This is a genomic window from Thiomonas sp. TH-17, assembly GCF_057473305.1.
This window is the reverse complement of the sequence record NZ_JBYCKI010000070.1, coordinates 1-7219: the sequence shown is the minus strand read 5'-3', so window position 1 is coordinate 7219 and position 7219 is coordinate 1. Positions and strand designations below refer to the sequence as shown.

Genomic DNA, 7219 nt, shown 5'->3' with positions numbered 1-7219 from the left:
CGGTACAGCCGTACCAGACCGATCAGAACAGACTTCATGCGGCACTTCGCCCAGACACCACGACCGTGCGTTCGATCCAGCTTTTGAGCAAAGCGTTCACTGCCCGCTGCACATAAGCCAGCAAAGCCGGCGAACGGGCGCTGCGGAATTCCGTCGGCAATTTGCGCGTCAACCGCAGCATCAGCACCGGCGCCTGCATCTGTGCCTCGCTCGGCAGCCGCAATTCACGCAGCGCCTGGCGCACCACCCGCTTGATCAGATTGCGCCGTACCGCAGGTTTGCAGAACTTTTTCGGAATGACCAAACCAAGCCAGCAGCGCGGCTGAGCAGAGGCAGGGGCGGCATTTTGCACCCACTCGGTCGGCGCCGCGCGGTAATGCAGGCGAAATTCGGCCTGTTGCGCGTAGCGCGCAGCAAACATCGCGGCAAACGCATCGGGTTGCCGCAACATTTCGAGATGCAGAGGCCCCGACCGCGAGATCGGCTGATCTGCCATGACGTTCCCGACTGCCGAAAGATCGATATCGGCAGCCTGCAAAGTAGCAAGCCGCAGATCGTTCAAACCCAACAGCCCAGCGAATCTTAGACAGCCAGACGCTTGCGGCCCTTGGCGCGGCGCGCTTTGATGACCGCGCGGCCACCCTTGGTCTTCATCCGCACCAAAAAGCCGTGCGTACGCTGACGGCGGGTCTTCGAAGGTTGATAAGTACGTTTCATGAAACTCACCTTGATAAAAATAGGAGCTGCGCGCAAGAACCTGTGCGTTCATGCGGTGCACACGGTTGCACACCACCCCACAAATCCAAAGAACGCGCGCCCAGAAAACTTGAAGTCTTGCATTGCGCAAGACCCAGATTCCGAAAAAAAGCCCTCCATTGGAATGAGATTCCATACTCTTGTCAATAAAAAGAGGTTTTTTCCAGAAAACCCTGGCTCTGTGGGCGTTCAAAATCAGCGAGGGCGCGCCTCAAATGCACCCTGCAGCGAAAACCTCCGGACCCAAAGAAAAATTGCCTGTTCCGTCTGTGGATAACTTGCACTGTGGAGTTAAACTGGACGCTTTCCAACGTGTGACGATCGACGGCGCTTTCAACAGTGCTACGCAGGCGGCCAACTTGCCCTCGCACGCCCTGGCTGAATGTCGAATGTCCTGAAAATCGTTCAGAAAATTTCTCGTCTCCCCTCAAGACGCGCTGCCCTGTTCTTTACCGGGCTTCTGTCTAGCTAGCGCCTTCTGGAACTCGTCTCTTTCGCCGTTTCTGCATGACTCAAGAACAATCCTGGCAGCAGTGCTGCGCCCAGCTGGCCACGGTCATCCCCGATCAGCAATTCGCCGCCTGGATCAAACCGCTGTCCTCCCCCCACTGGAGCGAGGATGGCAGCACCGCCATCCTGCACGTCCCCAACCGCTTCAAGCTCGACTGGTTGCGCTCACAATATGGCGCGCGCATCACCGAGTCACTCAGCGCGATCGTGGGCCGTCCCGTGCAAGTCGACTTCATCGTGCAGAAAGCGCCGGCGCGCGCCGCCCTGCATCACAGCGGGGCGCAGGGTTTGCAGTCCGGCAATGGGGCAAGCTCCCCATCTGGATCAGTGCAAGTGACTCCCTCCACCGACCACGCCACGGCCCCGCAGTTGCTTGGTCTCGAAGGCGTGAACAACGCGGTGAAAGATGCCGCAGAAGCCGATGCCCTGGAGCGCTCGCGCCTCAACCCCATGCTCAGCTTCGAAACCCTGGTTACCGGCAAGGCCAACCAGCTCGCCCGCGCCGCGGCCATTCAGGTCGCGGAAAACCCCGGGCGTTCCTACAACCCGCTGTTCATCTACGGCGGCGTCGGTCTGGGCAAGACTCACCTCATGCACGCCGTCGGCAACGCCCTGCTGGCGCAACAGCCGGGCGCGCGCATCCGCTACCTGCAGGCCGAACAGTTCGTCAGCGAAGTGGTGCGTGCCTACCAGCGCAAGGCCTTTGAGGAATTCAAGCGCTACTACCACTCGCTCGATCTGCTGCTGATCGACGATGTGCAGTTTTTCGCCGGCAAAGACAAGACGCAGGAAGAGTTTTTCTACGCTTTCGAAGCGCTGATCACCAAACGCTCGCAGATCATTCTCACCAGCGACACCTACCCCAAGGAACTCCGGGAGATGGATCAGCGCCTGGTCTCCCGCTTCGATTCCGGTCTGACCGTTGCCATCGAACCGCCCGAACTCGAAATGCGCGTCGCCATTCTGCTGCGCAAGGCCGATGCCGAACTGGCCAATCTGCCGGAAGAAGTGGCGTTTTTTGTCGCCAAGAACGTGCGCTCGAATGTGCGCGAACTCGAAGGTGCACTGCGCAAGATTCTGGCCTACGCCCGCTTCAGCGGCCAGGACGTGTCAATCGGTCTGGCCAAGGAAGCGCTGAAAGATCTGCTCTCGCTGCAAAATCGCCAGGTGTCGGTCGAAAACATCCAGAAAACAGTGGCCGACTTCTACAAGATCAAAGTGGCCGATATGTATTCCAAAAAACGCCCCGCCAGCATCGCCCGCCCGCGCCAGATCGCCATGTATCTCGCCAAGGAGCTGACGCACAAGAGCCTGCCGGAGATCGGCGAGCTGTTCGGGGGACGCGATCACACCACGGTGCTGCATGCGGTGCGCAAGATCGGACAGGAGCGCATCAAACTGCAGGAACTCAACCAACAGCTCCATGTGCTCGAGCAAACCCTCAAAGCCTGAAGCCGAACCGTTTTTAGTAGCTCTCTCCTCAAAATGAACAAGTCGTTGTGTAGTGTGTGAAGAGTTTCTGGATAAGTCGGGGTTGAGTGCGTTTTCGGTCAAGTTGTTCCAAACCGTCCTTTCGCTCCAGACTGCTTGTCCACAGACCTCGGCTGCTGCGCAAACCGCATGAATACAGCGTTTTTTGTCTTATCCACAACACAGGCCGACCCTTACTATCAGTCCTATTCTGAATAAAGGAAAAGAAAGAATGAACAGATTGACGTCTTCCCGCGATGAACTGCTCAAACTGCTCGGACAGGGAGCGGGCATCGTCGAGCGCCGCCAAACCCTGCCGATCCTCGCCAATGTGCTCATCCAGCACAACGCGAATGGCACGCTGTTCATCACCAGCGACATGGAAGTGCAGATCCGTCTGCAAGCGGGCGAGGCGGTACAGACCAGTGCGGAAGACGCCGCCATCACCGTCAATATGCGCAAGCTGCTCGACATCCTGCGCGCGGCCAGCCCCGGCAATGTGACCCTGGAATGGTCAGACGGCAAGATGACGGTTCGGGCTGCCAAAAGTCGCTTCAGTCTGCAAACCCTGCCGGCCGAAGACTTTCCGCTGGTACGCGCTGCGACCGACTTCAGTGACCACGCCCTGCGCTTGCCGCAAAAGCTGCTCAAGCGCCTGCTCGGCCTGACCCACTTCGCCATGGCGCAGCACGACATCCGCTACTACCTCAACGGCATGTTGTGGGTGGCCGATGGGCAGCAGATGCATCTGGTGGCTACCGACGGACACCGCATGACCCTGGCCACCGCCCCACTGGAAACAGCGGTGGAGCGGCGCGAAATCATTCTGCCGCGCAAGACCGTGCTCGAACTCAGCCGCCTGCTCAGCGATGAAGACGACGCCATGATCGACATCGCCCTGGCCAGCAATCAGGCGCGCTTGAGCATGGACGGGCTGGAATTCACCAGCAAGCTCATCGAAGGCAAGTTTCCCGATTACCAGCGCGTCGTGCCCAAGGGGCACCGCAATATGCTGCAGGTCGAGCGCACGACCCTGCAGGCGGCGCTGCAGCGGGTGGCCATTCTGACCAACGACAAGTTCAAGGGCGTGCGCGTCAACCTCGAACCGGGGCTGTTGCGCCTGACCTCCATCAACGCCGAGCAGGAAGAAGCGCAGGAAGAAATCGATATCGACTACGGCGGCGACGTCATCGAAATCGGCTTCAACATCGCCTACCTCATCGACGCGCTGGCCAATATGCCTTCCGACCAGATCCGCCTCGAACTGCAGGACGGCAACAGCAGCGCGCTGTTCACCATGCCCGACGAGCCCAACTTCAAGTATGTGGTCATGCCCATGCGGATCTGACCGGGCGCCTACCGCACGTATTCCACCTCACCCGGCGCCACCGTATCGATTTTTTTCCATGAAAGCTCATGGAATCTGTTTTTGAAAGTGTCTGATGAACGAACCGAAGAACGACAGCTACAGCGAAAATTCCATTCAAATCCTGGAGGGACTCGAAGCGGTGCGCAAACGTCCCGGCATGTACATCGGCGACACCTCAGACGGCACCGGCCTGCACCACCTGGTGTTCGAAGTCGTCGACAACTCCATCGACGAAGCCCTGGCCGGGTTTTGTGATGACATCGTCGTCACCATCCACTCCGACAACTCCATCAGCGTGTCCGACAACGGGCGGGGCATTCCCACTGGCGTCAAGATGGACGACAAGCACGAGCCCAAGCGCAGCGCGGCCGAAATCGCCCTTACCGAGCTGCACGCCGGGGGCAAGTTCAACCAGAACAGCTACAAGGTCTCCGGCGGCCTGCACGGCGTGGGCGTGAGCTGCGTCAACGCCCTGTCGCAATGGCTGCGGCTTGTGGTGCGGCGAGACGGCGAGGTGCATACCCTCGAATTCGCCCGCGGCGCGCTGCAAAACCGGCAGATACAGATGATCGATGGCGTGGAAGTCTCTGCCGCACCCGTCACCGGCAAGACCGACAAGCGCGGCACCGAGGTGCACTTTCTGCCCGATACCGAGATTTTCACCACCGTCGATTTCCATTACGAAATGCTGGCCAAGCGCCTGCGCGAGCTTTCCTTCCTCAACCACGGCGTCAAGATCCGCCTGGTGGATGAGCGCCAGGGCAAGGAAGAAAACTTCGCCTTCTCCGGCGGGGTGAAAGGCTTTGTCGAATACATCAACCGCGGCAAGAGCGTGCTGCACCCCAACATTTTTTACGCCCAGGCCGAGAAAGCTTCCGAGGTGGGCAGCACCATCAGCGTGGAAGTCTCCATGCAGTGGAACGATGGCTACGCCGAAACCGTGCAGTGCTTCACCAATAACATTCCGCAGCGCGACGGCGGCACCCACCTCACCGGCCTGCGCGCGGCGATGACCCGCGTCATCAACAAATACATCGATGACAACGAGCTGGCCAAGAAAGCCAAGGTCGAGATCAGCGGCGACGACATGCGCGAAGGCCTCACCTGCGTGTTGTCGGTGAAAGTGCCCGACCCCAAATTCAGCAGCCAGACCAAGGACAAGCTGGTGTCGAGCGAAGTGCGCGGCCCGGTCGAAGACCTCGTGGCCAAGGCCCTGTCCGACTATCTGCTCGAAACCCCCAATGACGCCAAGATCATCTGCGGCAAGATCATCGACGCCGCCCGCGCCCGCGAAGCCGCGCGCAAAGCGCGCGAAATGACCCGCCGAAAAGGCGTGATGGACGGCCTGGGCCTGCCCGGAAAGCTGGCCGACTGCCAGGAAAAAGACCCCGCGCTGTGCGAGCTCTATCTGGTGGAGGGCGACTCTGCTGGCGGTTCGGCCAAACAGGGCCGCGACCGTAAATTCCAGGCCATCCTGCCGCTGCGCGGCAAGATTCTCAATGTCGAAAAGGCGCGCTTCGAGAAGCTGCTCACCAGCAACGAAATCCTCACCCTCATCACCGCGATGGGCACCAGCATCGGCAAGGACGATTTCAACATCGACAAGCTGCGCTACCACCGCATCATCATCATGACCGATGCCGACGTGGACGGCGCCCACATCCGCACCCTGCTGCTCACCTTCTTCTTCCGTCAGATGCCCGAGATCGTCGAACGCGGGCACATCTACATCGCCCAGCCGCCGCTCTACAAAGTCAAACACGGCAAGGATGAGCAATACCTCAAAGACGCCTCCGAGCTCGACGCCTACCTGCTACGCGTGGCGCTCAAAGACGCCACTATCCACCGCCCCGAAACCCCGGCGCCTCTGGCGGGCGAAACCCTCGAACAGCTCGCTCGTCAGCATGTTCTGGCCGAGGCCGTGATCGCCCGTCTGGGCGTGTTCATGGACGAGCAGGCGCTGCGCGCCATCGTTGACGGCGTCGTCATCGACCTCGACCATGCCGCCCAAGGCAGCGCCGACGCGCTCGCCGCCTATCTGGCGCAGCACACCGACCACGGCGAAGCCCCGCAAGTGCTCGCCGAGATCGACCCGCGCACCGAAAAGCCGTTTCTGCGCATCGTGCGCCGTCACCACGGCAACCTCAAATCCTCCGTGCTGCACGCCGACTTCGTCCACGGCGCCGACTACGCCGTGCTGGCGCAGGCCGCGCAGACCTTCCACGGCCTCATCGCCGCAGGCTCCACCGTGCGGCGCGGCAACGGCGACAACGCCAAGGAAGCCGCGGTGGCCAGCTTCCGCGAAGCTATGGACTGGCTCATCCGCCAGGCCGAAAACACCGTCGGCCGCCAGCGCTACAAAGGCCTGGGCGAAATGAACCCCGAACAGCTCTGGGAAACCACCATGGACCCCGCCGTGCGCCGCCTGCTGCGCGTACAGATCGACGACGCCATTGAAGCCGACCGCGTGTTCACCATGCTCATGGGCGACGAAGTCGAACCCCGCCGCGATTTCATCGAAACCAACGCCCTGCGGGCGGCGAATCTGGATGTTTAACGACGTTTGTAGTGTAGGTTCTCATCTGACTTGCAAAAATTCTCACACATGCAAAAAAATCCCCGGCCGAGAGGTTCGGGGATTTTTGTTTATAATCAATGAGATAGAACGGAATTCCTCGATTCTTTCAAGATCGACGTCCCGCGCAGTACGTGCCTGAACGGGCCATTTTGGAGCTTGAACGCGTCATGCTTGCGACGGTTCCGCGGGTGTCTCTCACCCAAGTTGGGGAGGCTTGAACATGCCGGACTTCCAGCGCTACATCGGCATCGACTACTCGGGCGCCGAGACCGCCGAGTCCAGCCTCAAGGGCCTGCGGGTCTACCAGGCCACGCCGGGAGCGCCAGCTGTCGAAATCCAGCCGCCGCCGAGCCCGCGCAAGTACTGGACGCGAAGGGGAATCGCCCACTGGCTGCTCGAGGTGCTCGCCGAGGGCCCGCCGACCCTGGTCGGGATCGACCATGGCTTCTTATATGGATGCCTCCCGGCGATCAAGAGCAATTGGCGTTGTGTTGTGAAGAAGTCGGCTGCTGCCTTATATCCGGCCTTGGTTGCAT

Annotated in this window: 5 protein-coding genes and 1 pseudogene; 4 read left to right on the top strand and 2 right to left on the bottom strand. The window is 60.3% G+C overall.

Translation table 11 applies throughout. From position 1 onward, the window contains the following. Positions 1-34: 34 nt before the first annotated feature. Together AC2VLV_RS04675 and rpmH are read right to left on the bottom strand one after the other, a co-directional pair. Positions 35-451 carry a ribonuclease P protein component gene (locus AC2VLV_RS04675; RefSeq protein ID WP_486988866.1) on the bottom strand — a complete coding sequence of 139 codons (417 nt, stop codon included), beginning with the start codon at positions 449-451 and terminating at the stop codon, positions 35-37. Positions 452-582: 131 nt separating this feature from the next. Next, positions 583-717, bottom strand: a complete 135-nt coding sequence (rpmH, locus tag AC2VLV_RS04670; RefSeq protein ID WP_486988865.1) for a 50S ribosomal protein L34 — start codon at positions 715-717, stop codon at positions 583-585. A 546-nt stretch (positions 718-1263) separates the two neighbouring features. On the opposite strand from rpmH, the gene dnaA reads away from it, so the two are divergent. The 4 genes and pseudogenes from dnaA to AC2VLV_RS04650 all read left to right on the top strand — a co-directional run. Next, positions 1264-2718: a chromosomal replication initiator protein DnaA gene (dnaA, locus tag AC2VLV_RS04665; protein WP_486988864.1), complete on the top strand. Its 1455-nt coding sequence runs from the start codon at positions 1264-1266 to the stop codon at positions 2716-2718. Between the two features lie 250 nt (positions 2719-2968). Further along, a complete protein-coding gene (gene dnaN, locus AC2VLV_RS04660; RefSeq protein ID WP_486988863.1) occupies positions 2969-4084 on the top strand; it encodes a DNA polymerase III subunit beta in 1116 nt (371 codons plus the stop codon). A gap of 94 nt (positions 4085-4178) precedes the next feature. After that, entirely contained in the window at positions 4179-6662 is a 2484-nt protein-coding gene (gene gyrB, locus AC2VLV_RS04655; protein WP_486988862.1) for a DNA topoisomerase (ATP-hydrolyzing) subunit B, read from the top strand. A gap of 241 nt (positions 6663-6903) precedes the next feature. Beyond that, positions 6904-7219, top strand: a pseudogene (locus tag AC2VLV_RS04650) (hypothetical protein); the annotation flags it as partial.

Excerpts from the sequence above, each read along its gene's own strand:
- gyrB (WP_486988862.1), top strand. The coding sequence starts at position 4,179 with ATGAACGAACCGAAGAACGACAGCTACAGCGAAAATTCCATTCAAATC.
- rpmH (WP_486988865.1), bottom strand. The coding sequence starts at position 717 with ATGAAACGTACTTATCAACCTTCGAAGACCCGCCGTCAGCGTACGCAC.
- dnaA (WP_486988864.1), top strand. The coding sequence starts at position 1,264 with ATGACTCAAGAACAATCCTGGCAGCAGTGCTGCGCCCAGCTGGCCACG.
- dnaN (WP_486988863.1), top strand. The coding sequence starts at position 2,969 with ATGAACAGATTGACGTCTTCCCGCGATGAACTGCTCAAACTGCTCGGA.
- AC2VLV_RS04675 (WP_486988866.1), bottom strand. The coding sequence starts at position 451 with ATGTTGCGGCAACCCGATGCGTTTGCCGCGATGTTTGCTGCGCGCTAC.